The sequence below is a fragment of the Streptomyces sp. NPDC039480 genome (assembly GCF_055597165.1).
On sequence record NZ_JBVITX010000002.1, the window covers coordinates 120,276 to 144,684 of the forward strand.

Below are 24,409 nucleotides of genomic sequence, written 5' to 3' on the forward strand. Positions count from 1 at the left end.
CGAGGGGAGCCCGCCGCAGGCGAAGGGGGAGGCGACGCAGGCCCACGAGGGCGGCGTCAAGAGAGAAGACCGGCCTGACACAATGGCCGGGTGACCCGAGCCTCCTTGGACAAGCAGCCGCACGAAGTCGCCACGATGTTCGACGACGTAGCCGAACGGTACGACGTCACGAACGACGTGCTCTCCCTCGGCCAGGCCCGCCTCTGGCGCAAGGAGGTCGCCAAGGCAGTCGACGCGCGCCCGGCGCAGAAGGTCCTCGACCTCGCGGCCGGCACCGCCACCTCCTCGCAGCCCTTCGCGCAGGCCGGCGCGTACGTCGTGCCCTGCGACTTCTCCCTCGGCATGCTGCGCGTCGGCAAGCGGCGCCACCCCTGGATGCCGTTCACGGCGGGCGACGGGACGAAGCTGCCGTTCAAGGACGACACCTTCGACGCCGTCACGATCTCCTTCGGGCTGCGCAACATCCAGGACACGGGCGCCGCGCTCCGCGAGCTGTACCGCGTGACGAAGCCCGGCGGCCGGGTCGTGATCTGCGAGTTCTCCCACGCGACGTGGGGACCGTTCCGCACGGTCTACGAGGAGTACCTGATGCGCGCGCTGCCGCCGGTCGCCCGCGCGGTGTCCTCGAACCCGGACGCGTACGTCTATCTCGCCGAGTCGATCCGCTCCTGGCCCGACCAGCCCGCGCTCGCCGCGCTGCTGCAGGACGCGGGCTGGTCGAAGGTGGCCTGGCGGAACCTGACGGGCGGCGTCGTGGCACTGCACCGCGGCTTCAAAAAGGGCTGACGTCACACCGCTGACCAAGCCCGCTTCGTAACGCTCCAGTTGAGACTCAGGCTCCCCGACCCTCAGGGAACCGGTCACCGGGCAAGATGTGTCCGTTGATACGACCCTGCCGTTTACTTATGCGGCGCTTATGGGCCGGTCCGCATTCCTTGCTGAACTCCTGAGTCACGGAGCGACTTGATGGCGTCGTACTGCCCACACTGCGGGGCGCCCAGCCCCGACGAGGCCCGCTTCTGCATGAAGTGCGGGCGCGAACGCCTTCCCGAGCCGAAGCAGCCCGCCTCACCGCCTCCCGCACAGCCCGAATCTTCACCACCCCCCGCACAGCCCTCCTCCTCGCCACCCCCCGCCCCGCCCGCCTCACCCCCGCCACCCGCCTACACACCGGGCCCCGCCCTCGCCCCCTCACCCGTGGGCGCCTTCTTCGGGCGTACGTTCCGCGGGGACTGGGCCGGCTCCGTGCAGGCCGCCCTGTGGCCGGTCGCGCTGCTGCTGATCGGGGCCGTCTCGCTGGCACTCCCGTCGTACGGCCAGGACGACGAGGCCGTCTTCGACTTCACCGACCGGCTGCGGGTCGCCCTCGCGCTGCTGCTCCAATCCGTCGGCGGCGGCTTCGAGTTCACGGGCCGTGAGGAGCGGCCGGGCTCCGACGGCTTCGGCGGCTCCGACGGCTCCGGCGGCCTGGGAATGGGATCGGACGCGTCGGAGACCGCGGTCGAGGGCACCGCGGCCCTGCACCTCGTCCCGCTCACCATGACCGCGCTGTGGATCGTGGCCCTCGTCATCGGCGTACGCGTCCTGCGCAACCGCCTGGTGGCCCGTGGCGTCGGCCAGGGCGGTGGCGGCACCGCCGGCCTCGAAGCGGCCGTCCGCGTCGCGCTGTCGGTCACCGTGGGAGTGCTCGCGCTCTCGCTCTTCGCGCAGCCCGAGATCGAGGGCGTCGAGCTGTCGTCGTCCCCTGCCCTCGCCGCGCTGGGCGCGCTGCTGCTCGGACTGGCCGTCTCCTGCGGGGTGTTGCACCGCGTGGACGCGGTCGCGGCGGCCGAAGGAGGGTTCACCGGACAGGGTCAGCCGTCGGCCTGGGCGAGGCTGACCGCGCGCCCCGGCGCGCAGTCCGCCATCCGCGCCACCGGCACCGCGCTGCGCGCCCTCGCCGTCGTCCTCGTGCTCTGCTCGCTCGTCGCCTTCGTCAGCCTCGCCCAGGTCGACGACCTGGCCGACCTCACCGACCTCGAGGACGCCGGGATCTCACCGCTCCTGGTCGCGCTGCTCGTCCTGCCGAACCTCGCGGTCACGGCGCTCGGCATCGGCTGGGGCGCGGGCGCCGAGGCCTCGGTGCGCGGCAGCACCTCGATGTACGGGAGCGGGCGCGAGAGCGAGTCCTTCGGCCTCGCCGAACTGGGCGACGTCACCAACGACTGGGCGATCGTCGGCGCGCTGGCGCTCGGCCTGGTCTGCGCGCTGACGCTCGGCGTGCTCGCCGCGCGGCGCTGCGTGGGCCGCGGCGAGCAACTCCTGGCCGCCGCCGTCTTCTTCGGGTTCCTCCTGCTGCTCGCCGGGTTCAGCGGCGTCGGCGTCGAGCTGTCCGGACAGGCCTTCGAGGGCGGGTCCGGGTTCGGCGGCTCCACCGGTGGCAGCAGCGGTAGCGGGAACGTGGAGCTCGGGCTGAGCGTCCCGGAGATGCTCCTGTTCGGGCTGCTCTGGATCTTCCCGGCCGCGCTGCTCGGCCCGTACCTGCTGCGGATGACGGGCCACGGCGAGCCGCCCACCCCGCCGGCGTACGCACCGCTCGCCACGCCACAGGCACCGCTCGCCACGCCGCAGGCACCGGCGGCGCCGACCGCGGCTCCCACCGGACCCCCCGCGTACGCCCCGCACACCGTCCACATCGGACAGCAGCCTTCCCCGGCCAAGCCGCGCGGCGGAGCCGGGGTCTGGGTGGCCACGCTGGTCGGAGCCCTCGTCGTCGGCGGCGGGGTGACCGCCGGTGTCCTCCTCTGGAAGGACACCGGCGACGACAAGGCGGACGGTGCGGGCAAGGACGACAAGCCCTCGGTCAGCCGGTCGGAGGAGCCGGGCGGGAGCCCGAGCGCGCTCCCGAGCGAGACCCCGAGTGCCACCCCGGACCCGCTCGTGTCGCCGAGTTCCGATGCCCCCGCGGGGACCGAGCGCGTCACCGACCCCGAGGGCTTCTCCTTCGCGGTGCCCGAGGGCTGGACCCGGCAGTCCGTCAACCCCGAGCGCCCCGGACAGATCACCTATGCGGGGTCGACCGGACGTGAGGAGTTCCTCGTCGGTGTCGTCACGGACGCGCCGTACACCTCGTACGAGAACTTCACGGACATCGAGCGGCATACCAAGTCGGCTCCGGACAAGTCAGACTACGAGCGCATCCGGATGGAGAAGAACACCTTCCAGGGCCGGGACGGCGCCCTCTGGGAGTACACGTACACCGACGAGGCGGGCCGCACGATCCACGCCCTCAACCAGAGCTACGTCGCGGAGAACGGCACGGAGTACGCGATCCAGCTCTCGTGGCGCGAGGACTTCTGGCCCGCGGGAGAGGGCGCGAAGACGCACGCGACGGCCCTGGACACCTGGGAGGCCACCGGCTGACGCCGGCGGCTACAGGGTGAGCCGGTAACAGCGGGACGTGCGGCGCGACGCCTCGACGCCCGGGATCAGCGGGGGAGTGGTGTACGTCTCGGCGGGCTCCATGCCGATCCGCCGGGTCACCGCAATGGAACGTTCGTTCCCCTCGACGATCATCGCCATCACCCTCGGTACGCCCACCGCGCGCAGCCGCTCGACCGTCGCGACGGCGGCCGCGGTGGCGTACCCCTTGCCCCAGGCCGCTCGACCGAGCCTCCAGCCGATCTCTATCTCACCTGCAGGGCCCCAGTCCCTGGGCCAGGGCTGGGCGCCTGTGAAGCCGATCGGCTCGCCGGCCGCGTCGAGCATCGTCCACAGGCAGTAGCCCAGTTCGGCGTCGTGTCTGCGCTGCCGCGCGGTCAGCTCCTCGTACATGGAGAGCTCCGCCGACGTACCGCCGAAGAACTCCATGACCTCGGGGTCGTCGAAGAGCCGGTGCCAGACAAAAGCGTCCTCGTGGGTGGGGACGCGCAGCTGCACGGCGGGGAGGTGCGGTGCGGGCTGGGTAGCGGTCTGCTCGGTCACGTGTGGCCCTTCGGCTGGCTGATCAGTACCGCCTCATAGACTGCCCATATACCGTGCCGGTCGGCACACAGATTTCGAGCCTTGGGGAGAACCCGCCGTGACCGAGCCCCTCTCCGAACACTCCGCGGACGTGATCGTCGTCGGAGCCGGCCCCGCCGGTTCGACGACGGCGTACTACCTGGCAAAGGCCGGACTCGACGTACTCCTTCTGGAGAAGACCGCGTTCCCGCGGGAGAAGGTCTGCGGTGACGGGCTCACGCCCCGCGCCACCAAGCAGCTGGTGTCCATGGGAATCGACATCTCCGAAGAGGCGGGCTGGCTGCGGAACAAGGGCCTGCGCATCATCGGCGGCGGGGTGCGGCTCCAGCTGGACTGGCCGGAACTCGCCTCTTACCCCGACTACGGCCTCGTACGGAAGCGCGACGACTTCGACGAGCAGCTCGCCCGGCAGGCACAGAAGGCGGGCGCACGCCTGTACGAGCGCTGCAACGTGGGCGAGCCGATCATCGACGACCGGACCGGCCACATCACCGGCGTGCACGCCAAGATGGGCGAGGAGAAGACCCCGGTCACCTTCCACGCCCCCCTCGTCGTCGCCGCCGACGGCAACTCCTCGCGGATCTCGCTGGCCATGGGGCTGCACCGCCGCGAGGACCGCCCGATGGGCGTCGCCGTCCGCACGTACTTCACCTCGCCCCGCCACGACGACGACTACCTGGAGTCCTGGCTGGAGCTGTGGGACCGCCGCGGCCCCGGCGAGGACCGGCTCCTGCCCGGCTACGGCTGGGTCTTCGGCATGGGCGACGGCACGTCCAACGTCGGCCTGGGCATCCTCAACTCCTCCAAGTCGTTCCGCGAGCTCGACTGGCGCGAGGTCCTCAAGGCCTGGTGCGCCTCGATGCCGGAGGACTGGGGCTACACCCCGGAGAACATGACCACGCCGATCCGCGGCGCCGCCCTGCCGATGGCCTTCAACCGCCAGCCGCACTACACGAAGGGCCTGCTGCTCGTCGGCGACGCGGGCGGCCTGGTGAACCCCTTCAACGGCGAGGGCATCGCGTACGCCATGGAGTCCGGCCAGATCGCGGCGGACGTCATCGCACAGGCACACGCGCGTGCCACCCCAGCCCAGCGCGAACTGGCACTGCAGAACTACCCGAAGACCCTCAAGGAGGTCTACGGCGGCTACTACACGCTGGGCCGCGCCTTCGTGAAGCTCATCGGCAACCCGAAGGTCATGAAGATCGCGACCCAGCGCGGCCTGACCCACCCGATCCTGATGCGGTTCACCCTGAAGATGCTGGCGAACCTCACGGACCCGATGGGCGGCGACGCGATGGACCGCATCATCAACGGCCTGAGCAAGGTGGCACCGAAGGCGTGAGCACGCCCCATTCGGTGGACCGGGCGCTCGACCTCCTGGAGGCCGTCGCCCGGTCGGCACGTCCCGTGTCCGCCAAGTCCCTCGCCCGGGAGGCGGGCTGTGCCCTGTCGACCGTGTACCACCTGATGGGCCCGCTCGTCGCGCGCGGCCACGTCGACCGCACCCCGCAGGGCTATGTGCTCGGCCCGCGGGTCCCCGCCCTGTACCGCTCCTTCCGCCGGCACACGGGCCTGGACGAGGAGACGTACGGGATGCTGCACGCGGTACGCCGGCTCGCGGGCGCCCACGCGTATCTGAGCGCCCGCAGGGGCGGACGGATCGCGGTCGTCGACTCCACGGCGTCCGCGTGCGACGGCGATCCCTTCGAGGTCGGCGTCGACCGGGGCGCGCACGCCACGGCACACGGCAAGGTGCTGCTGGCCTCGCTGGACCGGGCGGCCCGGCGCCGCTATCTCGACGAGCACGGGCTGCCGCGGCTCACCGAGCACACCATCACCCACCCGGACCGCTTCGAGGCCGAGCTGCGCAGGGTGCGCACGGCGGGCGTCGCGGTGTCGGTGGGGGAGACGGACCCGGCGTACACCTGCGTGGCCGTACCGCTGGCGGACGGCGCGCGGGCGCTGTCGGTGTCGCTGCCGACCGAGCGGTTCCGCGGGCGGCGGGGCGAGTTGACGCGGGTGCTGTCCCGGGCGGCGCGGCACGGGATTCCGGCAGCGTCGGAATAGCGGGCGGCCCGGCTTGCCGGACACGCCGGACGGACGGACGCTGGCCGCATGATTTTCATCGCCGTCAAGTTCACCGTCCGCCCCGAGCACAGCGACAGCTGGATCGAGCGGACCGCCGCATTCACCGCCGCCACGCGCGCGGAGCCGGGCAACCTCTTCTTCGAGTGGTCCCGCTCGGTCGAGGACCCGAACCAGTTCGTGCTCCTGGAGGCCTTCGCCGACGGGGACGCGGGCGCCGCGCACGTCAATTCCGACCACTTCAAGGCCGGCCTGGAGACGATGGGCGAACTCATCGCCACCGTGCCGCAGATCGTGAACACCGAGATCGAGGGCTCAGGTTGGTCCGCGATGGCGGAGCTGACGCCCAAGGACGCGTGACGAACGCGTGCCGATGGTGTGAAGAACGGCCCAGGAGCCGTTTCAGGGCGCACTGAGGGCCGGAACCCCACCAGGGGGGTTCCGGCCCTTGTTCGTGGCTCTAAGAGGCCGTCAGAGGACGCGCACAGCGCCCGAGGCCGGGTAGCCCGACAGATCCTGGATGACAACGCCCTTGCTGGGGTTGGCGGCGTCCAGGTACTGGCCGTTCCCGATGTACACACCCACGTGGTACGCGGAGCCCTTGCCGCCCCAGTACAGGATGTCGCCGACCTGGAGGTTCGAGGTGCCGACCTCGGTGCCCATCGTCGACTGGTCCTGCGAGACGCGCGGCAGGTCCACGCCCGCCTGCTTGAACGCGGCCTGCACGAGGCTGGAGCAGTCCCAGGCGTTCGGGCCCGAGGCACCCATCACGTACGCGTCACCGAGCTGCGCCTTGAGGAAGCCGATGACAGCGCCGACGCTGCCGCTGGCCGGGGCGACCGAGTCCGAGGCGGTGGAGGCGGAACCGGAACCCGAACCGGAGGAGGACTGCGTCGAGAGCGTGGTGCGCTCGGTGGAGCGGGAGGCCCGCTCCTCGTCGGCCTTCTTCTTCGCGGCGGCCGCGGCCTTGCGCTCGGCCTCGGCCTTCTTCTCGGCCTTGGCCAGGTCTTCCTTGGCCTGCTTGGCGGCCTTGGAGGCGGCCGCGTCCTGCTCGGCGCGCGACTCGTAGCTGTCGGCGGCCTGCTGGGTGGCGTCCGCCGACTGGGCGATCTGGGCGGACAGATCGGTGGTGAGCGTGGGCATTTCGATGGTCTCGGACACCGGCTCGGCCGCGTTCGCCGTACCGGCCGCCGCGGCCACTGCCAGGGTGCTGAGGACGCCACCGGCAACTCCGGCGCGCAGCGCAATCTTGGAGGCGCTGCGACGGGGCTTCCGGTGGCTGGGTATGTGAGCGGTGTGGGACATGAGAACAACCGCTATCAGGGACACACGGTTCCCTTCAAGAAACGTGTGCTGCGCCACAGTTGTGGATTTCGGCCCTGAATCCCGGGCGTGTCGCTTCTTATTGACGCCGTAACGGGCAATGCGGACAGCGGTGATCACGCCTGTGATCATGGGTTTTCTGCGATACGCCCGAATTGCCCACGGTCTACCACCCGTTGAGTCCGTTGGCCAAGCCCGGCTTATTCGGGGAAGTCGCCTCTGTGGCGCAGGTCACACAGCGGCCTCTCGGGGATCTCCCTGAGATCTCGCTGATACCACCCTGAGATCTCCCGCGGTTTTCGGCACCCCCGGACCGGGGAACGGACCGCCGGCTTCACGCGGCACCGACTCCACGAAGCACCGACCGCTCGTGAATCGGTGCACGCGTCCACATCCGTCCGCATCTCTGCCGCCAAAGTGTGAACGCGGCTCCTCTACCAAGTGATCGCGTCCAGCGCCAATTTGCTTGCAGTGGCCATCTCTTGATAGGGCAACACCCCTTCGACCAGGGGTGACGCGCTGAGATGTCACCTCTAGTGATCACTCAGGCGCTTCGCGTACGAAGATCACCGCTCATCCGACTTCATGATCCTTCGTCAGGTGGTGGAGATCACAAAGCCGTTGTCGCACCCCGTGTCGCAGATCACAGACCGGCAGGCATAGGATGCGGGGCAGTTGGGCTTGTGACCTGCTTCACATGTAAGCGATCTTCGATGGGAATCGGGGCTCGGTGATGGGAATCGGGGCGCCGGTCCGACGCAACCGCCAACAGTCAGTGCCGACTGAGAGGAGCGAGGAGCGTGAACGCCTATGCGCCCATCCTCGTGCTGGGAGCCCTCGGGGCAGGCTTTGCGATCTTCTCCGTGGTCATGGCCACGCTTATCGGTCCAAAGCGGTACAACCGCGCGAAGCTAGAGGCCTATGAGTGCGGCATCGAGCCGACGCCGACGCCGGCAGGCGGCGGGCGATTCCCCATCAAGTACTACCTGACGGCGATGCTCTTCATCGTCTTCGACATCGAGATCGTCTTCCTCTATCCCTGGGCCGTCACCTTCGACGCGCTGGGGATTTTCGGGCTCGTGGAGATGCTGCTCTTCGTGCTCACCGTCTTTGTCGCCTACGCGTACGTATGGCGGCGCGGCGGCCTGGAATGGGACTAAGGGTCTGAGGGGTCAAAGAGCATGGGACTCGAAGAGAAACTGCCGAGCGGATTTCTGCTGACCACCGTCGAGCAGGCCGCGGGCTGGATGCGGAAGTCGTCCGTCTTCCCCGCCACGTTCGGCCTCGCCTGCTGCGCCATCGAGATGATGACGACCGGCGCCGGGCGGTACGACATGGCGCGCTTCGGCATGGAGGTCTTCCGCGGCTCACCGCGCCAGGCCGACCTGATGATCGTGGCGGGCCGGGTGAGCCAGAAGATGGCGCCGGTGCTGCGGCAGGTCTACGACCAGATGCCCAATCCCAAGTGGGTCATTTCCATGGGGGTTTGCGCATCATCGGGTGGAATGTTCAACAATTACGCGATTGTGCAGGGCGTGGACCACGTCGTCCCGGTCGACATCTATTTGCCCGGCTGCCCGCCGCGCCCCGAGATGCTGCTGGACGCGATTCTCAAGCTCCACGAGAAGATCCAGAACACCAAGCTCGGCGTGAACGCGGAAGAAGCGGCCCGTGAGGCGGAGGAGGCGGCCCTCAAGGCGCTCCCCACCATCGAGATGAAGGGGCTGCTGCGGTGAGCGACGCACCCGACCCGCACCACGAGCACCTGAGCGGCAGCGGCGTCCCCGCGCCGCGCGACGAGACCGGCGAGGTCATCGGCGTCCGCAGAGGCATGTTCGGCGCCGGAGACGGCGGCGACACGTCCGGTTACGGCGGGCTGGTGCGGACCATCGCGCTGCCCGGCGCCTCCGCCCGTCCCTACGGCGGCTGGTTCGACGAGACGGCGGACGAACTGGAGGGAGCCCTGGAGGAACAGGGCCTCCTCCCGGAGAACGCGATCGAGAAGACCGTCGTCGACCGCGACGAGATCACCTTCCACATCGCGCGCGAGCACCTCGTCCGCGTCGCCCAGACCCTGCGCGACGACCCCGCCCTGCGCTTCGAGCTCTGCACCGGCGTGAGCGGGGTGCACTTCCCCGGCGACAAGGGCCGCGAGCTGCACGCCGTCTACCACCTGCGCTCGATCACCCACAACCGGCTGATCCGGCTCGAAGTCGCCGTGCCCGACGCCGACCCGCACCTGCCCTCACTGGTCCCGGTCTATCCGACCAACGACTGGCACGAGCGCGAGGCGTACGACTTCTTCGGCCTCGTCTTCGACGGCCACCCGGCGCTCACGCGGATCATGATGCCGGACGACTGGCAGGGCTTCCCGCAGCGCAAGGACTACCCCCTCGGCGGCATCCCCGTCGAGTACAAGGGCGCCCAGATCCCGGCTCCGGACCAGCGGAGGTCGTACACCTGATGAGCACTTCACACGCCCACCCGTCTCCCGGCCACCGCCCCTCACCGAGTCCCTCCGGGACGCACCTTTCCGATGCCCGGGAGACGACCGAGGGGACTGTATATACAGTCACCGGCGGCGACTGGGACGAGGTCGTCCAGTCCGCGGCCAAGGCCGACGACGAGCGCATCATCGTCAACATGGGGCCGCAGCACCCGTCCACGCACGGCGTGCTCCGTCTCATCCTGGAGATCGAGGGCGAGACGGTCACCGAGGCCCGCTGCGGCATCGGCTATCTGCACACCGGCATCGAGAAGAACCTCGAATACCGGACGTGGACGCAGGGCACGACCTTCGTCACGCGCATGGATTACCTGACACCGTTCTTCAACGAGACGGCGTACTGCCTCGGCGTCGAGAAGCTGCTCGGCATCGAGGACCGGATCCCGGACCGCGCCTCGGTCATCCGCGTCCTCCTCATGGAGCTCAACCGCCTCTCCTCCCACCTGGTGTGCATCGCCACCGGCGGCATGGAGCTCGGCGCGACGACGATCATGATCTACGGATTCCGCGATCGTGAACTCGTTCTCGACCTCTTCGAGCTCATCACCGGCCTGCGGATGAACCACGCGTACATCCGGCCCGGCGGACTCGCCCAGGACCTGCCGCCCGGCGCGGTCGACCAGCTGCGCGAGTTCGTGAAGAAGATGAAGAAGAACATCCCCGAGTACGACAAGCTCGCCACCGGGAACCCCATCTTCAAGGCCCGCATGCAGGACGTCGGCTATCTGGACCTCGCCGGCTGCATGGCGCTCGGCGCCACGGGCCCGGTCCTGCGCTCGGCGGGCCTCCCGCACGACCTGCGCAAGACCCAGCCCTACTGCGGCTACGAGAACTACGAGTTCGACATCCCGACCGCCGACACCTGCGACTCCTACGGCCGCTTCCTGATCCGCCTCGAAGAGATGCGGCAGTCGCTGCGCATCATCGAGCAGTGCATCGACCGGCTCGCCCCCGGCCCCGTCATGGTCGAGGACAAGAAGATCGCCTGGCCCGCCCAACTGGCCCTCGGCCCCGACGGCCTGGGCAACTCGCTCGACCACATCAAGAAGATCATGGGCACCTCCATGGAGTCCCTCATCCACCACTTCAAGCTGGTGACCGAGGGCTTCCGGGTGCCGCCGGGACAGACGTACACCGCGGTGGAGTCGCCCAAGGGCGAACTCGGCGTGCACGTCGTCTCCGACGGGGGCACCCGCCCCTACCGGGTCCACTTCCGCGACCCGTCCTTCACCAACCTCCAGGCCATGGCGGCGATGTGCGAGGGCGGCCAGGTCGCCGACGTCATCGTCGCCGTCGCGTCCATCGACCCCGTGATGGGAGGCGTCGACCGGTGACCACCACTCCTTCGGAGAAGGGCGCGGGCGTCAGCCTGGGCATGCCCCAACTCCCCGCCCCCGACTACCCGGCCGACGTGCGCGCCCGCCTCGAGACGGACGCCAAGGAGGTCATCGCCCGCTACCCCGGATCCCGGTCGGCGCTCCTCCCGCTGCTCCACCTGGTGCAGTCCGAGGAAGGCCACGTCACCCGCACGGGCATGCGGTTCTGCGCCGAGATGCTGGGTCTGACCACGGCCGAGGTCACGGCCGTCGCGACCTTCTACACCATGTACCGGCGCAAGCCCTCCGGCGACTACCAGGTCGGCGTCTGCACCAACACGCTGTGCGCCGTCATGGGCGGCGACGCGATCTTCGACGAGCTCAAGCAGCACCTCGGCGTCGGCAACGACGAGACGACCGAGGACGGCAAGATCACCCTCGAGCACATCGAGTGCAACGCCGCCTGCGACTTCGCCCCCGTGGTGATGGTCAACTGGGAGTTCTTCGACAACCAGACCCCCGAGTCCGCCAAGCGGCTCGTCGACGACCTGCGCGCGGGTGTACCGGTCGAGCCCACCCGCGGGGCGCCCCTGTGCACGTACAAGGAGACGGCCCGGATCCTGGCCGGCTTCCCCGACGAGCGGCCCGGCGCCGTCGAGGCGACCGGCGGCGCGGGCCCTGCCTCACTGATCGGCCTGCGCCTGGCCAAGGGCGAGGTGCCGCAGCCGCGCGTGGTCCACCCGCGCGCGGGAGGCCCCCAGGACGAAGCGCCGGCCGAGCACCTCAGCTCGCACGACGCACCACAGCAGACCTCGGCATCCGACCCGGCCCACCCGGCAGGACCGACCGCCGAGGAGGGGGAGTGATGACCTTGGCAGCCGAGATCAACAACGAGACCAGCCCTGAGAAGCTGCTCGCCCCGGTCCTTTCGGCCTTCTGGGACGAGGACAAGTCCTGGACGCTGGAGACCTACCGGCGGCACGAAGGGTACGAAGGCCTGCGCAAGGCCCTCGCCATGGACCCGGACGACCTCATCGCCTATGTGAAGGACTCCGGCCTGCGCGGCAGGGGCGGCGCGGGATTCCCCACCGGGATGAAGTGGCAGTTCATTCCGCAGGGCGACGGCAAGCCGCACTATCTGGTTGTCAACGCCGACGAGTCGGAGCCCGGGACCTGCAAGGACATCCCGCTCCTCTTCGCCAACCCGCACTCCCTCATCGAGGGAATCGTGATCGCGTGCTACGCGATCAGGTCGTCGCATGCCTTCATCTATCTGCGGGGTGAAGTCGTCCCCGTACTCCGGCGGTTGCACGAGGCCGTCCGCGAGGCCTACGCGGCGGGCTACCTCGGGAAGAACGTGCTGGGCAGCGGGCTCGATCTGGAACTCACCGTGCACGCGGGCGCGGGCGCGTACATCTGTGGTGAGGAGACCGCGCTGCTCGACTCGCTCGAAGGCCGCCGTGGCCAGCCGCGACTGCGTCCCCCCTTCCCAGCGGTCGCGGGCCTCTACGCATGCCCCACTGTGGTGAACAACGTCGAGTCCATCGCATCCGTTCCCGCGATCCTCCACCGCGGAAAAGACTGGTTCAAGTCGATGGGCAGCGAGAAGTCCCCGGGCTTCACGCTCTACTCGCTGAGCGGCCACGTCACCAACCCCGGTCAGTACGAGGCCCCGCTCGGCATCACGCTGCGCCAGCTGCTCGACATGAGCGGCGGCATGCGCGCCGGGCACCGGCTCAAGTTCTGGACACCGGGCGGCTCCTCGACCCCGATGTTCACCGACGAGCACCTCGACGTCCCCCTCGACTACGAGGGCGTCGGCGCCGCCGGATCGATGCTCGGCACCAAGGCGCTCCAGTGCTTCGACGAGACGACGTGCGTCGTGCGGGCCGTCACCCGCTGGACCGAGTTCTACGCCCACGAGTCCTGCGGCAAGTGCACGCCCTGCCGCGAAGGGACGTACTGGCTGGTGCAGTTGCTCCGCGACATCGAGGCCGGCAAGGGCGTCATGGCCGACCTCGACAAGCTGAACGACATCGCCGACAACATCAACGGCAAGTCCTTCTGCGCCCTGGGCGACGGCGCCGCCTCGCCGATCTTCTCCTCACTGAAGTACTTCCGCGCGGAGTACGAGCAGCACATCACCGGCAGGGGATGCCCCTTCGACCCGGCCAAGTCGACTCTCTGGGCCGACAGGCCCGCTGAAAACGCGCAGGTGAACGCATGACAGTGACCACCAACAACGCTCCCTCCGGGGGCGGGGAGGCGGCGGTCCCGCCCGAGGATCTCGTCTCGCTGACCATCGACGGCATCGAGATCAGCGTCCCCAAGGGGACGCTGGTGATCCGCGCCGCCGAACTGCTCGGCATCGAGATCCCGCGGTTCTGCGACCACCCGCTGCTCGACCCGGCGGGCGCCTGCCGCCAGTGCATCGTCGAGGTGGAGGGCCAGCGCAAGCCGATGGCGTCCTGCACCATCACCTGCACCGACGGCATGGTCGTGAAGTCGCAGCTGACCTCGCCCGTCGCGGAGAAGTCCCAGCGCGGCGTGATGGAGCTGCTCCTCATCAACCACCCGCTGGACTGCCCCGTCTGCGACAAGGGCGGCGAGTGCCCGCTGCAGAACCAGGCGATGCAGGTCGGCGACACCGACACCCGCTTCGAGGGCAAGAAGCGGACGTACGAGAAGCCGGTGCCGATCTCCACCCAGGTGCTGCTCGACCGCGAGCGGTGCGTGCTCTGCGCGCGCTGCACCCGGTTCAGCAACCAGATCGCCGGCGACCCGATGATCGAGCTCATCGAGCGGGGCGCCCTCCAGCAGGTCGGCACCGGCGAGGGCGACCCCTTCGAGTCGTACTTCTCCGGGAACACCATCCAGATCTGCCCGGTCGGCGCGCTGACCTCGGCGGCGTATCGCTTCCGCTCCCGGCCCTTCGACCTCGTGTCGTCGCCCTCGGTGTGCGAGCACTGCTCGGGCGGCTGTGCCACGCGCACGGATCACCGGCGCGGCAAGGTCATGCGCAGGCTCGCGGCGGACGACCCCGAGGTCAACGAAGAGTGGATGTGCGACAAGGGCCGCTTCGGCTTCCGGTACGCACAGCGTCCTGACCGGCTGACCACCCCCCTGGTGCGCAACGCCTCGACGGGTGAGCTCGAACCCGCCAGCTGGCCCGAGGCCCTGGAGATCGCCGCCCGCGGTCTCGCCGCCGCGCGCGGCCGCGCCGGAGTGCTCGTCGGCGGCCGCCTCACCGTGGAGGACGCCTACGCGTACAGCAAGTACGCGCGCGTGGCCCTCGACACGAACGACATCGACTTCCGCGCGCGCGTGCACAGCAGCGAGGAGGCCGACTTCCTCGCGGCGCGGGTGGCGGGCCGGGGCCGGGACCTCGACGGGAGCGGTGTCACGTACGCCCTCCTGGAGAAGGCGCCCGCCGTCCTGCTCGCCGGGTTCGAGTCCGAGGAGGAGGCGCCCGGCGTCTTCCTGCGGCTGCGCAAGGCCTGGCGCAAGCACGGCCAGCGCACCTTCTCCCTCGCGCCGTTCGTGACCCGCGGCCTGGAGAAGGCGGGCGGCACCCTGCTGCCCGCCGCGCCCGGCACCGAGACCGAGTGGCTGGACGCGCTCGCCGCGGGGGTGGGCCTGGAGGCGCCCGGCACCGAGGCCTCCGAGGCGCTGCGCGCCGAGGGTGCCGTCATCGTCGTCGGTGAGCGGCTCGCGGCCGTGCCCGGCGGGCTCACCGCCGCCGTGCGGGCCGCCACCGCGACCGGCGCCCGGCTCGTCTGGATTCCGCGCAGGGCCGGGGAGCGCGCCGCCGTCGAGGCGGGCGCGCTGCCGTCGCTGCTGCCCGGCGGCCGGCCGGCCACCGACCCGCGCGCGCGGGACGAGGTCGCGGCCGCCTGGGGCGTCGCCGAACTCCCGCACCGCTACGGCCGCGACACCGGCCAGATCGTCGAGGCCGCCGCGACCGGCGAGCTCGGCGCCCTCCTGGTGGCGGGTGTCGAGGTCGCCGACCTGCCCGACCCGGCACGCGCGCGTGCGGCGCTCGACGAGGTCGGCTTCCTGGTCTCGCTGGAGCTGCGGCCCAGCGAGGTGACGGAGCGGGCCGACGTGGTGCTGCCCGTGGCCGCCGTCGCGGAGAAGCCGGGCACCTTCCTCAACTGGGAGGGCCGGGTGCGGATGTTCGACGCCGCGCTCAAGCCGGACCAGATGACGCGCAGGGTGGCGCCCACCGACGCGCGCGTGCTGCACATGCTCGCCGACGCCGGGGACATCCACCTCGGCCTGCCCGACCTGGTGACCCTGCGCCGCGAGCTGGAGCGGCTCGGCGGCTGGGACGGGCCGCACGCGACGGAGCCCCTGGAGACCGGCGTCCAGCCGCCGCGGCCCGCCGCCGGCGAGGCCGTCCTCGCGGGGCACCGGCTGCTGCTCGACCAGGGCCGCCTCCAGGACGGCGACGAGGCGCTGGCCGGGACGCGGCACGCCGCCCACGCGCGCGTGTCACCCGCCACCGCCGCGGAGGCGGGGGTGAAGGACGGCGACACGCTGGCCGTCTCCGGGCCCGCGGGCAGGACCGAACTCCCGCTGCAGATCACGGAGATGCCCGACCGCGTGGTCTGGCTGCCGCTGAACTCGACCGGGGGAGGCGTCCTGTCGGACACCGGCGCCCGCCCCGGCGACCTCGTCCGCATCGGCCCGGCGGTCCTGCCGGAGCCCACTGAGGCCCCGGAGGTGACGTCGTGACGCACACTCTGGTGCCGCTTGCGGCGGAAGACCTGTCCATGTTCGGCCGCGACCCCTGGTGGCTGGTCGCCTTCAAGGCGGTCTTCTGCTTCGCGTTCCTGATGGTGACCGTGCTCTTCGCCATCGTGTGGGAGCGCAAGGTCGTCGCCTGGATGCAGCTGCGCATCGGCCCCAACAGGAACGGCCCCTGGGGTCTGCTGCAGTCCCTCGCGGACGGCGTCAAGCTGATGCTCAAGGAAGACGTGATCGTCAAGCGCGCGGACAAGGTGGTCTACGTCCTTGCCCCGGTCGTCGCCGCGATCCCGGCCTTCATGGCGATCGCGGTGATCCCCTTCGGGCCCGCGGGCAACGAAGTCTCGATCTTCGGCCAGCGCACCACGATGCAGCTCACCGACCTGCCGATCGCGATGCTGTACATCCTCGCGGTCGCCTCGGTCGGCATCTACGGCATCGTGCTCGCGGGCTGGAGCTCCGGCTCGACGTACCCGCTCCTCGGTGGTCTGCGCTCCTGCGCGCAGATGATCTCCTACGAGATCGCAATGGGCGCGGCCTTCGCCTCCGTCTTCCTCTACTCGGGGTCGATGTCGACGTCGACGATCGTCGAGGCGCAGGCCGACCGCTGGTACGTGCTGCTCCTGCCGGTGTCGTTCCTGATCTACATCGTGACGATGATCGGCGAGACCAACCGCGCGCCGTTCGACATGCCGGAGTCCGAGGGCGACCTCGTCGGTGGCTTCAACACCGAGTACTCCTCCATCAAGTTCGCGATGTTCATGCTCGCCGAGTACATCAACATGGTCACCGTCTCGGCGGTGTCGGTCACGCTCTTCCTTGGAGGCTGGCGGGCGCCGTATCCGATCAGCACGTTCTGGGAGGGCGCGAACCACGGCTGGTGGCCGATGCTCTGGTTCGTGATCAAGGTCCAGCTGCTGCTGTTCTTCTTCATCTGGCTGCGCGGCTCGCTGCCCCGCGTCCGCTACGACCAGCTGATGAAGCTCGGCTGGAAGGTCCTGATCCCGGTCTCGGTCGTCTGGCTGATGCTCGTCGCCACGGTCAGGGCGATGCGGAACGAGGACTACGAATTCACCTCGATCGCGCTCTATGTGGGCGGCGGGGTCATCGCCCTGCTGTTGCTCTCCGTCGTCGTCGACATCTTCCGCGACAGGCGGGAGAAGGAAGCCGCCGCCGAGGAGGACAAGCCGGCCGCCTTCGACCCGATGGCGGGCGGATTCCCTGTTCCGCCGCTGCCCGGCCAGAGCCTGCCACCCGTCCCGCGCCGCCGCCCGCGCCATGAGCGGGAGCTGATTGTCAGTGGTGGCCCGGATACTCAAAGTGACGGAACCCGAAGTGATGGAAAGGAGGCGTCCGATGGCTGAGTCGAACCAGGAGTCGCACGACCCGAATCAATCGAAGCAGGGGTTCCAGAACCCTGTCGCGGGCTTCGGCGTGACCTTCAAGGCCATGTTCAAGAAGCGGCTGACCGAGCAGTATCCGGAGCAGCAGAAGACCACCGCTCCCCGCTTCCACGGCAGGCACCAGCTGAACCGCCATCCGGACGGCCTGGAGAAGTGCGTCGGCTGTGAGCTCTGCGCCTGGGCCTGTCCCGCGGACGCCATCTATGTGGAGGGCGCGGACAACACGGACGAGGAAAGGTATTCGCCCGGCGAGAGGTACGGCCGCGTCTACCAGATCAACTACGCCCGCTGCATCCTGTGCGGCCTGTGCATCGAGGCGTGCCCCACGCGCGCGTTGACGATGACGAATCAGTTCGAGCTGGCCGACAGCAGCCGCGAGAACCTCATCTACACCAAGGAGCAGCTGCTCGCCGGTCTGGAAGAGGGCATGGTCGACTCGCCGCACGCGATCTTCCCGGGCATGGACGAGCAGGACTACTACCGCGGCCTCGTGACCGAGGCGGCGCCGGGGACGGTGCCCCAGGTCGCGCTCTCCAAGGGCGAGACGCCGCAGGAGGCCGCCGCGGACTTCGGGGACGGCGAGCCGGCGTCGGAGAAGGTGGTCGGCCGATGACGCAGCTCGCCGCCTATTCGACCTCCACCGGCGAGGCCTTCCAGTTCTGGGTGCTCGGCACGGTCGCGGTGATCGGCGCCCTGTGCACCATCCTCATGAAGAAGGCCGTGCACAGCGCGCTCTGCCTGGCCGGGACCATGATCATCCTCGCGGTGTTCTACCTGGCCAACGGCGCGTACTTCCTGGGCATCGTCCAGATCGTCGTCTACACCGGCGCGATCATGATGCTCTTCCTCTTCGTGGTCATGCTCGTCGGCGTCACCGCCGCCGACTCCCTGACGGAGACCATCAAGGGACAGCGCTGGCTGGCCCTGCTCTGCGGGCTCGGCTTCGCGGTGCTGCTCTTCGCGGGCATCGGGAACGCCTCGGTGAAGGAGTTCAACGGCCTCACCAAGGCGAACTCCGGAGGCAATGTGGAGGGCCTCGCCGGGCTCATCTTCACCAAGTACGTCTTCGCCTTCGAGATCACCGGCGCCCTGCTCATCACGGCGACGGTCGGCGCGATGGTGCTCACCCACCGCGAGCGCACGGAGCGCGCCAAGACCCAGCGCGAGCTCTCCGAGGAGCGCGTGCGCGAGGGCAAGCACCTGCCGCCACTGCCCGCCCCGGGTGTCTACGCCCGGCACAACGCCGTGGACATCGCGGGCCTGCTCCCCGACGGCACCCCGTCGGAGCTCACGGTCAACAAGACGCTGCGCGAGCGCGGCCAGATCCGCGACGTGTCGAGCGAGGCACTGGACGACCTGCGCGCCCTCGAGCAGCGCTCCACCGATCGCCTGGAGCGGCCCGACCTGCGGAGCGACGACATCGGGCGGACCGAGGAGGCGTCGAAGTGAACCCCGTCAACTACCTGTATCTGGCCGCCCTGTTGTTCACGATCGGCGCGACCGGCGTGCTCATCAGGCGGAACGCGATCGTGGTGTTCATGTGCATCGAGCTCATGCTCAACGCCTGCAACCTCGCGTTCGTGGCCTTCTCCCGGATGCACGGCAACCTCGACGGCCAGATCATCGCGTTCTTCACGATGGTCGTCGCCGCCGCGGAGGTCGTGGTCGGGCTCGCGATCATCGTGTCGCTGTTCCGTTCCCGCCACTCGGCCTCGGTCGACGACGCCAGCCTGATGAAGCTCTGAGGGGTCGCTGAATCGTGGAGAACTTGATTGCGCTGCTCGTCGCGGCGCCGCTGCTCGGAGCGGCCGTACTGCTGTGCGGCGGCCGGGCACTGGACCGCGCGGGCCACTGGCTCGGCACGCTGCTCGCGGCCGCCTCCTTCGTCGTCGCCGTCGTGCTGTTCACCGACATGCTGGGCAAGGGCGCCGAGGAGCGCTCGCTGTCGCAGCACCTGTTCAGCTGGATCCCCGTCGAGGGCTTCCAGGCGGACGTCGCCTTCCAGCTCGACCAGCTGTCGATGACGTTCGTCCTGCTGATCTCCGGTGTGGGCACGCTCATCCACATCTACTCCATCGGGTACATGGAGCACGACGAGCGGCGCCGCCGCTTCTTCGGCTACCTGAACCTCTTCCTCGCGGCGATGCTCCTCCTGGTCCTCGCCGACAACTACCTGCTCCTGTACGTCGGATGGGAGGGCGTCGGCCTCGCCTCGTACCTCCTGATCGGTTTCTGGCAGCACAAGCCCAGCGCGGCCACCGCCGCGAAGAAGGCCTTCCTGGTCAACCGCGTCGGTGACGTGGGCCTTTCGATCGCCATCATGCTGATGTTCACCACCTTCGGGACCTTCGCCTTCGGGCCGGTCCTGGAGGCGACGGACGGGGCGTCGGAGGGCAAGCTCACCGCCATCGGCCTGATGCTGCTGCTCGCCGCGTGCGGCAAGTCCGCGCAGGTGCCGCTGCAGTCCTGGCTGGGCGACGCGATGGAGGGCCCGACCCCGGTCTCGGCCCTGATCCACGCGGCGACGATGGTGACCGCGGGCGTGTACTTGATCGTCCGCTCCGGCGAGATCTTCAACGCCGCCCCGGACGCCCAGCTGGTCGTGACCATCGTCGGAGCGGTCACGCTGCTGTTCGGTGCGATCGTCGGTTGCGCGAAGGACGACATCAAGAAGGCCCTCGCCGGCTCGACGATGTCCCAGATCGGCTACATGATCCTCGCCGCGGGCCTCGGCCCCATCGGCTATGTCTTCGCGATCATGCACCTGGTCACGCACGGCTTCTTCAAGGCCGGTCTCTTCCTCGGCGCCGGCTCGGTCATGCACGGCATGAACGACGAGGTCGACATGCGGAAGTACGGCGGCCTCAGGAAGTACATGCCGGTCACCTTCGTGACCTTCGGCCTCGGCTATCTGGCGATCATCGGCTTCCCCGGTCTGTCCGGCTTCTTCTCCAAGGACAAGATCATCGAAGCGGCGTTCGCCAAGGGCGGCACGGAGGGCTGGATCCTCGGCTCGGTCGCGCTGCTCGGCGCCGCGATCACCGCGTACTACATGACGCGCGTGATGCTCCTGACGTTCTTCGGAGAGAAGCGCTGGCAGCCCGACGCGGAGGGCAACGAACCGCATCCGCACGAGTCCCCGAAGTCCATGACGATCCCGATGATCGTGCTCGCCTTCGGGTCGGTGTTCGCGGGTGGCTTCTTCAGCATCGGCGACCGCTTCATGCACTGGCTGGAGCCGGTCACCCACCACGACCACGGCGACTCGCCGCTGAGCGCGGCCACGGTCACCGGCGCCACCATGGTGGTCCTGCTCATCGGCGTCGCCCTCGCCTACGTCCAGTACGGCCGCAGGCCCGTCCCGGTGACCGCCCCGCGCGGCTCGGTGCTCACCCGCGCCGCCCGCCGCGACCTCCTCCAGGACGACTTCAACCACGTCGTCCTGGTCCGCGGCGGCGAGCACCTCACGCGCTCCCTCGTCTACGTCGACCACACCCTGGTCGACGGGGTCGTCAACGGCACGGCGGCCTCGATGGGCGGCCTCTCCGGCCGCCTGCGCAAACTGCAGAACGGCTACGCCCGCTCCTACGCGGTCTCGATGTTCGGCGGCGCTGCGGTGCTCATCGCCGCGACCCTGCTGATGAGGGCGGTCTGATACCGATGTCCTTTCCCCTCCTGACAGCGACGGCGGTCCTGCCCGCGGTCGGCGCGATCGTCACGGCAGCCGTCCCGGCCGCCCGGCGGACCGCCGCCAAGTGGCTCGCGCTGCTCGTCTCGCTCGCCACGCTCGGCCTCGCCGTGACCGTGCTCGTCCGGTTCGACCCGGACGGCGACCGCTATCAACTGACCGAATCGCACGCCTGGATCAAGGACTTCGGAGTGCGGTACGAGCTGGGGGTCGACGGCATCGCCGTCGCACTCATCGCGCTCACCGCCCTCCTGATCCCCTTCATCATCCTGGCGGGCTGGCACGACGCGGATCCTCTGGAAACGAAGTCGTCGCGCTGGCGCCCGACTCAGGGCTTCTTCGCCCTGATCCTCGCCGTCGAAGCGATGGTGATCATCTCCTTCGAGGCCACCGACGTCTTCCTCTTCTACATCTTCTTCGAAGCCATGCTCATCCCGATGTACTTCCTCATCGGCGGCTTCGGAGACCGCGCCCACGCGGGCACCGACGAGAACGCCTCGGCCCAGCGCTCGTACGCCGCGGTGAAGTTCCTCCTCTACAACCTCGTCGGCGGCCTCATCATGCTGGCCGCCGTGATCGGGCTCTATGTGGTCGCGGGGAACTTCTCGCTCCAGGAGATCGCCGCCGCCCGCGCGGACGGCTCGCTCGACATGGCGACCAACACCGAGCGGTGGCTCTTCCTCGGCTTCTTCTTCGCCTTCGCGGTGAAGGCCCCGCTGTGGCCGCTGCACACCTGGCTGCCGAACGCGATGGGAGAGTCCACCGCCCCGGTCGCCGTACTGATCACGGCCGTCGTCGACAAGGTCGGCACGTTCGCGATGCTGCGGTTCTGCCTCGGGCTCTTCCCGGAGGCGAGCGAGTGGGCGACCCCCGTCATCCTCGTCCTCGCCCTGATCAGCATCATCTACGGAGCGCTGCTCGCGGTCGGCCAGCGCGACATCAAGCGCCTCGTGGCGTACGCGTCCATTTCGCACTTCGGCTTCATCGTGCTCGGCATCTTCGCGATGACGTCGCAGGGCCAGTCCGGCGCGACGCTCTACATGGTCAACCACGGCCTCTCTACCGCCGCGCTGATGCTGGTGGCCGGCTTCCTGATCTCGCGCCGCGGCTCGCGCCTGATCGCCGACTACGGAGGGGTGCAGAAAGTCGCCCCGGTGCTCGCGGGCACCTTCCTGATCGGCGGCCTCGCGACGCTCTCGCTCCCCGGGCTCGCGCCCTTCGTGAGTGAGTTCCTCGTCCTGGTCGGCGCGTTCGCGCGCTATCCGGTGGTCGGCATCATCGCGACCGTCGGCATCGTGCTCGCCGCGCTGTACACACTCGTCCTCTACCAACGGACGATGACGGGCCCCGTGAAGGCGGAGGTCGCGACCATGCCCGACCTGCGGGTGCGTGAACTGGTCGTCGTGGCACCGCTGATCGCGCTCCTGATCGGCCTCGGGGTCTACCCGAAGCCGCTCACCGAGGTGGTCAACCCGGCGGTCGAGCACACGATGTCCGACGTACAGAAGAAAGACCCCAAGCCCGAGGTGGAGGCGGCCAAGTGAGCGCAACAGCCGTCCACAGCCTGTGGACAACGGCGGCGGAACCGATCGGCAAGATCGACGCCCCCGACATCGAGTACGGACAGCTCTCGCCGACGTTGATCGTCATCGGCGCGGCCGTCCTCGGAGTGCTCATCGAGGCCTTCGTCCCGCGCAAGTCCCGTTACTACGTCCAGTTGTTCGTGTCCGTGGTCGCCCTGGCCGCCGCCTTCGCCGCGGTCGTCGGACTCGCGGCCCGCGGCTTCGGCACCACCAAGGCCCAGATCGCGGCGATGGGCGCGATCGCGGTCGACGGTCCTGCACTCTTCCTGCAGGGCACCATCCTGCTCACCGGTATCGTCGCGATCTTCACCTTCGCGGAGCGGCGCCTCGACCCGGCGGCGCACGGCAACCGCGTCGACTCGTTCGTGGCGCAGGCCGGCGCCGTGCCGGGCAGCGAGGCCGAACAGGCCGCCACCAAGGCCGGGTTCACCACCACCGAGGTGTTCCCGCTGGCTCTCTTCGCCATCGGCGGCATGCTCGTCTTCCCCGCGGCCAACGACCTCCTGACGCTCTTCATCGCGCTGGAAGTCTTCTCCCTGCCGCTGTATCTGCTCTGCGCGCTCGCCCGGCGCAAGCGCCTGATGTCGCAGGAATCCGCCGTCAAGTACTTCCTGCTCGGCGCGTTCGCCTCGGCGTTCACGCTCTTCGGCATCGCGCTCCTCTACGGCTACGCGGGCTCCGTGTCGTACGCGACGATCGCGAACGTCGTCGAGGGCAACGTCAAGAGCGTGAACCCGGCGCTCGCCGACACCATGGGCAATGACGCACTGCTCCTGATCGGCGTCGCGATGGTGGTGATGGGGCTGCTCTTCAAGGTGGGCGCGGTGCCGTTCCACATGTGGACCCCGGATGTGTACCAGGGCGCTCCGACGCCGGTCACCGGCTTCATGGCGGCGGCGACGAAGGTGGCCGCGTTCGGCGCCCTCCTCCGTCTCCTCTACGTGGTGCTTCCCGGCCTGCGCTGGGACTGGCGGCCGGTCATGTGGGGCGTCGCGATCATCACGATGCTGGGCGGCGCGATCATCGCGATCACGCAGACCGACATCAAGCGGCTCCTGGCGTACTCGTCGATCGCGCACGCCGGCTTCATCCTCGCCGGTGTGATCGCCACCACCCCGGACGGCATCTCCTCCGTCCTCTTCTATCTGGGCGCCTACTCCTTCGTGACCATCGGCGCCTTCGCCGTCGTCACGCTGGTGCGGGACGCGGGCGGCGAGGCGACGCACCTGTCGAAGTGGGCGGGGCTCGGCCGCAGGTCGCCCCTGGTCGCCGCGGTCTTCGCGGTCTTCCTGCTCGCCTTCGCCGGCATCCCGCTGACCTCCGGGTTCGCCGGGAAGTTCGCGGTCTTCAAGGCGGCCGCGGAGGGCGGCGCGGGCGCGCTGGTCGTGGTCGGTGTCCTGTCGTCGGCGATCGCCGCGTTCTTCTACATCCGCGTGATCGTCCTGATGTTCTTCAGCGAGCCGAAGGCGGACGGCCCCACGGTCGCCGTGCCCTCGCCGCTGACGATGACGGCGATCGGCGTGGGCGTCGCGGTGACGCTGGTGCTCGGCGTGGCTCCGCAGTACTTCCTGGATCTGGCGAACCAGGCGGGGGTCTTCGTCCGGTAGCCCGGCCCATCGCATCTTTCGTACAGGTGTCGCCGCCCGGCATCCCGAGAGGGGGTGCCGGGCGGCGGCCTGTGGATAACTGTCCGGGGTGTCGGTGGGGAGCCCTATCGTGGAGGCAGTGGTCGAGGTAGTGGCCGAGGCAGG

General features: G+C 69.5%; 21 protein-coding genes. 19 read left to right on the forward strand and 2 right to left on the reverse strand.

Features of this window, described 5'->3' with window-relative positions; genetic code table 11:
• The first annotated feature begins 90 nt into the window (after positions 1-90).
• Complete coding sequence (locus tag ACZ56E_RS06500; protein ID WP_468604369.1) at positions 91-786, forward strand: demethylmenaquinone methyltransferase; 696 nt, start codon at positions 91-93, stop codon at positions 784-786.
• 180 nt (positions 787-966) lie between these two features.
• Positions 967-3,402 carry a zinc ribbon domain-containing protein gene (locus ACZ56E_RS06505; RefSeq protein WP_471211813.1) on the forward strand — a complete coding sequence of 812 codons (2,436 nt, stop codon included), beginning with the start codon at positions 967-969 and terminating at the stop codon, positions 3,400-3,402.
• A gap of 9 nt (positions 3,403-3,411) precedes the next feature.
• On the opposite strand, the gene ACZ56E_RS06510 is transcribed toward ACZ56E_RS06505, so the two are convergent.
• The gene (locus tag ACZ56E_RS06510; RefSeq protein ID WP_471211816.1) at positions 3,412-3,963 is read right to left on the reverse strand and encodes a GNAT family N-acetyltransferase; all 552 of its coding nucleotides are present in this window, start codon (positions 3,961-3,963) and stop codon (positions 3,412-3,414) included.
• A gap of 97 nt (positions 3,964-4,060) precedes the next feature.
• Between ACZ56E_RS06510 and ACZ56E_RS06515 the strand changes: the two genes are divergently transcribed.
• From ACZ56E_RS06515 to ACZ56E_RS06525, 3 genes are read left to right on the forward strand one after another with little or no spacing between them, the layout of a single operon-like run.
• Positions 4,061-5,347, forward strand: coding sequence for a geranylgeranyl reductase family protein (locus tag ACZ56E_RS06515; protein WP_468604373.1), 1,287 nt, complete (start codon positions 4,061-4,063; stop codon positions 5,345-5,347).
• Positions 5,344-6,072, forward strand: coding sequence for an IclR family transcriptional regulator (locus ACZ56E_RS06520; protein ID WP_471211820.1), 729 nt, complete (start codon positions 5,344-5,346; stop codon positions 6,070-6,072). The genes ACZ56E_RS06515 and ACZ56E_RS06520 overlap by 4 nt, the downstream gene beginning before the upstream one ends.
• A gap of 48 nt (positions 6,073-6,120) precedes the next feature.
• Positions 6,121-6,450: a putative quinol monooxygenase gene (locus tag ACZ56E_RS06525; RefSeq protein ID WP_471211822.1), complete on the forward strand. Its 330-nt coding sequence runs from the start codon at positions 6,121-6,123 to the stop codon at positions 6,448-6,450.
• Positions 6,451-6,561: 111 nt separating this feature from the next.
• Here ACZ56E_RS06525 and ACZ56E_RS06530 read toward each other — a convergent pair whose 3' ends face one another.
• The gene (locus ACZ56E_RS06530; protein ID WP_471211825.1) at positions 6,562-7,395 is read right to left on the reverse strand and encodes a C40 family peptidase; all 834 of its coding nucleotides are present in this window, start codon (positions 7,393-7,395) and stop codon (positions 6,562-6,564) included.
• 818 nt (positions 7,396-8,213) lie between these two features.
• Between ACZ56E_RS06530 and ACZ56E_RS06535 the strand changes: the two genes are divergently transcribed.
• Genes ACZ56E_RS06535 through nuoN form a run of 14 tightly spaced genes read left to right on the forward strand, consistent with a single transcriptional unit; the run spans position 8,214 to position 24,265 of the window.
• Complete coding sequence (locus ACZ56E_RS06535; protein ID WP_003992243.1) at positions 8,214-8,573, forward strand: NADH-quinone oxidoreductase subunit A; 360 nt, start codon at positions 8,214-8,216, stop codon at positions 8,571-8,573.
• Between the two features lie 21 nt (positions 8,574-8,594).
• Positions 8,595-9,149, forward strand: a complete 555-nt coding sequence (locus ACZ56E_RS06540) for a NuoB/complex I 20 kDa subunit family protein (protein WP_355803993.1) — start codon at positions 8,595-8,597, stop codon at positions 9,147-9,149.
• Positions 9,146-9,877: an NADH-quinone oxidoreductase subunit C gene (locus ACZ56E_RS06545; protein ID WP_471211828.1), complete on the forward strand. Its 732-nt coding sequence runs from the start codon at positions 9,146-9,148 to the stop codon at positions 9,875-9,877. Before ACZ56E_RS06540 ends, ACZ56E_RS06545 begins: the two co-directional genes overlap by 4 nt.
• Positions 9,877-11,253 carry an NADH-quinone oxidoreductase subunit D gene (locus ACZ56E_RS06550; RefSeq protein ID WP_468604383.1) on the forward strand — a complete coding sequence of 459 codons (1,377 nt, stop codon included), beginning with the start codon at positions 9,877-9,879 and terminating at the stop codon, positions 11,251-11,253. The genes ACZ56E_RS06545 and ACZ56E_RS06550 overlap by 1 nt, the downstream gene beginning before the upstream one ends.
• A complete protein-coding gene (nuoE, locus tag ACZ56E_RS06555; protein ID WP_471211830.1) occupies positions 11,250-12,101 on the forward strand; it encodes an NADH-quinone oxidoreductase subunit NuoE in 852 nt (283 codons plus the stop codon). Before ACZ56E_RS06550 ends, nuoE begins: the two co-directional genes overlap by 4 nt.
• Positions 12,101-13,462, forward strand: coding sequence for an NADH-quinone oxidoreductase subunit NuoF (gene nuoF, locus ACZ56E_RS06560; protein WP_398300075.1), 1,362 nt, complete (start codon positions 12,101-12,103; stop codon positions 13,460-13,462). Before nuoE ends, nuoF begins: the two co-directional genes overlap by 1 nt.
• On the forward strand, positions 13,459-15,972 hold the full coding sequence (locus ACZ56E_RS06565; protein WP_471211832.1) for an NADH-quinone oxidoreductase subunit G: 2,514 nt from the start codon (positions 13,459-13,461) through the stop codon (positions 15,970-15,972). The genes nuoF and ACZ56E_RS06565 overlap by 4 nt, the downstream gene beginning before the upstream one ends.
• 38 nt (positions 15,973-16,010) lie before the next feature.
• Positions 16,011-17,348 carry an NADH-quinone oxidoreductase subunit NuoH gene (gene nuoH, locus ACZ56E_RS06570; protein ID WP_471213077.1) on the forward strand — a complete coding sequence of 446 codons (1,338 nt, stop codon included), beginning with the start codon at positions 16,011-16,013 and terminating at the stop codon, positions 17,346-17,348.
• Positions 17,341-18,000 carry an NADH-quinone oxidoreductase subunit NuoI gene (gene nuoI, locus ACZ56E_RS06575; RefSeq protein WP_468604387.1) on the forward strand — a complete coding sequence of 220 codons (660 nt, stop codon included), beginning with the start codon at positions 17,341-17,343 and terminating at the stop codon, positions 17,998-18,000. Before nuoH ends, nuoI begins: the two co-directional genes overlap by 8 nt.
• On the forward strand, positions 17,997-18,836 hold the full coding sequence (locus tag ACZ56E_RS06580; protein ID WP_471211836.1) for an NADH-quinone oxidoreductase subunit J: 840 nt from the start codon (positions 17,997-17,999) through the stop codon (positions 18,834-18,836). The genes nuoI and ACZ56E_RS06580 overlap by 4 nt, the downstream gene beginning before the upstream one ends.
• Positions 18,833-19,132, forward strand: a complete 300-nt coding sequence (nuoK, locus tag ACZ56E_RS06585; protein ID WP_003974374.1) for an NADH-quinone oxidoreductase subunit NuoK — start codon at positions 18,833-18,835, stop codon at positions 19,130-19,132. Before ACZ56E_RS06580 ends, nuoK begins: the two co-directional genes overlap by 4 nt.
• 14 nt (positions 19,133-19,146) lie before the next feature.
• Complete coding sequence (gene nuoL, locus ACZ56E_RS06590; RefSeq protein WP_471211837.1) at positions 19,147-21,042, forward strand: NADH-quinone oxidoreductase subunit L; 1,896 nt, start codon at positions 19,147-19,149, stop codon at positions 21,040-21,042.
• A 5-nt stretch (positions 21,043-21,047) separates the two neighbouring features.
• Positions 21,048-22,619, forward strand: coding sequence for an NADH-quinone oxidoreductase subunit M (locus tag ACZ56E_RS06595; protein WP_468604393.1), 1,572 nt, complete (start codon positions 21,048-21,050; stop codon positions 22,617-22,619).
• Complete coding sequence (gene nuoN, locus ACZ56E_RS06600; RefSeq protein WP_468604395.1) at positions 22,616-24,265, forward strand: NADH-quinone oxidoreductase subunit NuoN; 1,650 nt, start codon at positions 22,616-22,618, stop codon at positions 24,263-24,265. The genes ACZ56E_RS06595 and nuoN overlap by 4 nt, the downstream gene beginning before the upstream one ends.
• The last annotated feature ends 144 nt before the right edge of the window (positions 24,266-24,409 follow it).

Bases quoted from the DNA above. Each gene is read 5' to 3' on its own strand.
- nuoI (WP_468604387.1), top strand. From the start codon at position 17,341: ATGGCTGAGTCGAACCAGGAGTCGCACGACCCGAATCAATCGAAGCAG.
- nuoH (WP_471213077.1), top strand. From the start codon at position 16,011: ATGTTCGGCCGCGACCCCTGGTGGCTGGTCGCCTTCAAGGCGGTCTTC.
- ACZ56E_RS06595 (WP_468604393.1), top strand. From the start codon at position 21,048: ATGTCCTTTCCCCTCCTGACAGCGACGGCGGTCCTGCCCGCGGTCGGC.
- nuoF (WP_398300075.1), top strand. From the start codon at position 12,101: ATGACCTTGGCAGCCGAGATCAACAACGAGACCAGCCCTGAGAAGCTG.
- ACZ56E_RS06580 (WP_471211836.1), top strand. From the start codon at position 17,997: ATGACGCAGCTCGCCGCCTATTCGACCTCCACCGGCGAGGCCTTCCAG.
- ACZ56E_RS06540 (WP_355803993.1), top strand. From the start codon at position 8,595: ATGGGACTCGAAGAGAAACTGCCGAGCGGATTTCTGCTGACCACCGTC.
- ACZ56E_RS06565 (WP_471211832.1), top strand. From the start codon at position 13,459: ATGACAGTGACCACCAACAACGCTCCCTCCGGGGGCGGGGAGGCGGCG.
- ACZ56E_RS06525 (WP_471211822.1), top strand. From the start codon at position 6,121: ATGATTTTCATCGCCGTCAAGTTCACCGTCCGCCCCGAGCACAGCGAC.
- ACZ56E_RS06550 (WP_468604383.1), top strand. From the start codon at position 9,877: ATGAGCACTTCACACGCCCACCCGTCTCCCGGCCACCGCCCCTCACCG.
- ACZ56E_RS06530 (WP_471211825.1), bottom strand. From the start codon at position 7,395: ATGTCCCACACCGCTCACATACCCAGCCACCGGAAGCCCCGTCGCAGC.
- ACZ56E_RS06505 (WP_471211813.1), top strand. From the start codon at position 967: ATGGCGTCGTACTGCCCACACTGCGGGGCGCCCAGCCCCGACGAGGCC.